This window comes from Pseudarthrobacter sp. 05T312, assembly GCF_056396685.1.
Window position 1 is genome coordinate 1 of record NZ_JBFTLY010000037.1, and the last position, 1,940, is coordinate 1,940.

The 1,940-nt window shown below is 55.7% G+C and carries 2 rRNA genes; both read right to left on the bottom strand.

Annotated elements, in window-relative coordinates:
- Positions 1-104, bottom strand: a 23S ribosomal RNA gene (locus tag AC1DIP_RS22170); the annotation flags it as partial.
- A gap of 514 nt (positions 105-618) precedes the next feature.
- A 16S ribosomal RNA gene (locus tag AC1DIP_RS22175) occupies positions 619-1,939 on the bottom strand.
- Position 1,940 lies beyond the last annotated feature (1 nt).

Here is a 1,940-nt window from a genome sequence, read left to right on the forward strand (position 1 = left end):
ATCACAGTCCGGTTATCGACTCCCCCAGGCTTATCGCAGATTCCTACGTCCTTCTTCGGCTCCTAATGCCAAGGCATCCACCGTGTGCTCTTAAAAACTTGACCACAAAGATCAAAAACAAAAAACACTCGAGAGAACCACAGAAACTGCCCCGCACACCCAAAAAGGCRCACGAACCAGATCCAGGTTCATAATCTTGGAAATTGCTTCTTATACAAGATGCTCGCGTCCACTATGTAGTTCTCAAACAACAACCCCACACCACACACCCCACACACAAACACGTGCGCAGACCGTCATGGCAGGGAAACCAGAAACAAACAAACCCACCAGAACACCACCCACACCCCAAAAAGGCGAAGACAGCGAACCCGCGGCCCTGTTGCCTCAGGACCCAACAGTGTGCCAAACACGAARACCACCACATCACCACGCCACCGTTCCAGAACCACCAGGGGTTCGTACTAGAGAAGGACACGACAACACAACGGCCGCTATTTGTTGATATTCCACCCATGAGCACCCGCCGCAGGACAATCGCCTGCGCAACGGGCTTGCTTCCTGACAACCCCCACACCCGGACATACATCCAGGCCGGTWGCTGTAGGCGCTCCTTAGAAAGGAGGTGATCCAGCCGCACCTTCCGGTACGGCTACCTTGTTACGACTTAGTCCCAATCGCCAGTCCCACCTTCGACAGCTCCCTCCCACAAGGGGTTAGGCCACCGGCTTCGGGTGTTACCAACTTTCAAGGGGCATGATGATTTGACGTCGTCCCCACCTTCCTCCGAGTTGACCCCGGCAGTCTCCTATGAGTCCCCACCATCACGTGCTGGCAACATAGAACGAGGGTTGCGCTCGTTGCGGGACTTAACCCAACATCTCACGACACGAGCTGACGACAACCATGCACCACCTGTAAACCGACCACAAGTGGGGGACCTGTTTCCAGATCTTTCCGGTTCATGTCAAGCCTTGGTAAGGTTCTTCGCGTTGCATCGAATTAATCCGCATGCTCCGCCGCTTGTGCGGGCCCCCGTCAATTCCTTTGAGTTTTAGCCTTGCGGCCGTACTCCCCAGGCGGGGCACTTAATGCGTTAGCTACGGCGCGGAAAACGTGGAATGTCCCCCACACCTAGTGCCCAACGTTTACGGCATGGACTACCAGGGTATCTAATCCTGTTCGCTCCCCATGCTTTCGCTCCTCAGCGTCAGTTAATGCCCAGAGACCTGCCTTCGCCATCGGTGTTCCTCCTGATATCTGCGCATTTCACCGCTACACCAGGAATTCCAGTCTCCCCTACATCACTCTAGTCTGCCCGTACCCACCGCAGATCCGGAGTTGAGCCCCGGACTTTCACGGCAGACGCGACAAACCGCCTACGAGCTCTTTACGCCCAATAATTCCGGATAACGCTTGCGCCCTACGTATTACCGCGGCTGCTGGCACGTAGTTAGCCGGCGCTTCTTCTGCAGGTACCGTCACCTTRCGGCTTCTTCCCTACTGAAAGAGGTTTACAACCCGAAGGCCGTCATCCCTCACGCGGCGTCGCTGCATCAGGCTTGCGCCCATTGTGCAATATTCCCCACTGCTGCCTCCCGTAGGAGTCTGGGCCGTGTCTCAGTCCCAGTGTGGCCGGTCACCCTCTCAGGCCGGCTACCCGTCGTCGCCTTGGTAGGCCATTACCCCACCAACAAGCTGATAGGCCGCGAGTCCATCCAAAACCACAAAAGCTTTCCACCAACCACCATGCGATGGAAGGTCATATCCGGTATTAGACCCAGTTTCCCAGGCTTATCCCAGAGTCAAGGGCAGGTTACTCACGTGTTACTCACCCGTTCGCCACTAATCCACCCACAAGTGGGCATCATCGTTCGACTTGCATGTGTTAAGCACGCCGCCAGCGTTCATCCTGAGCCAGGATCAAACTCTCCGTTGAA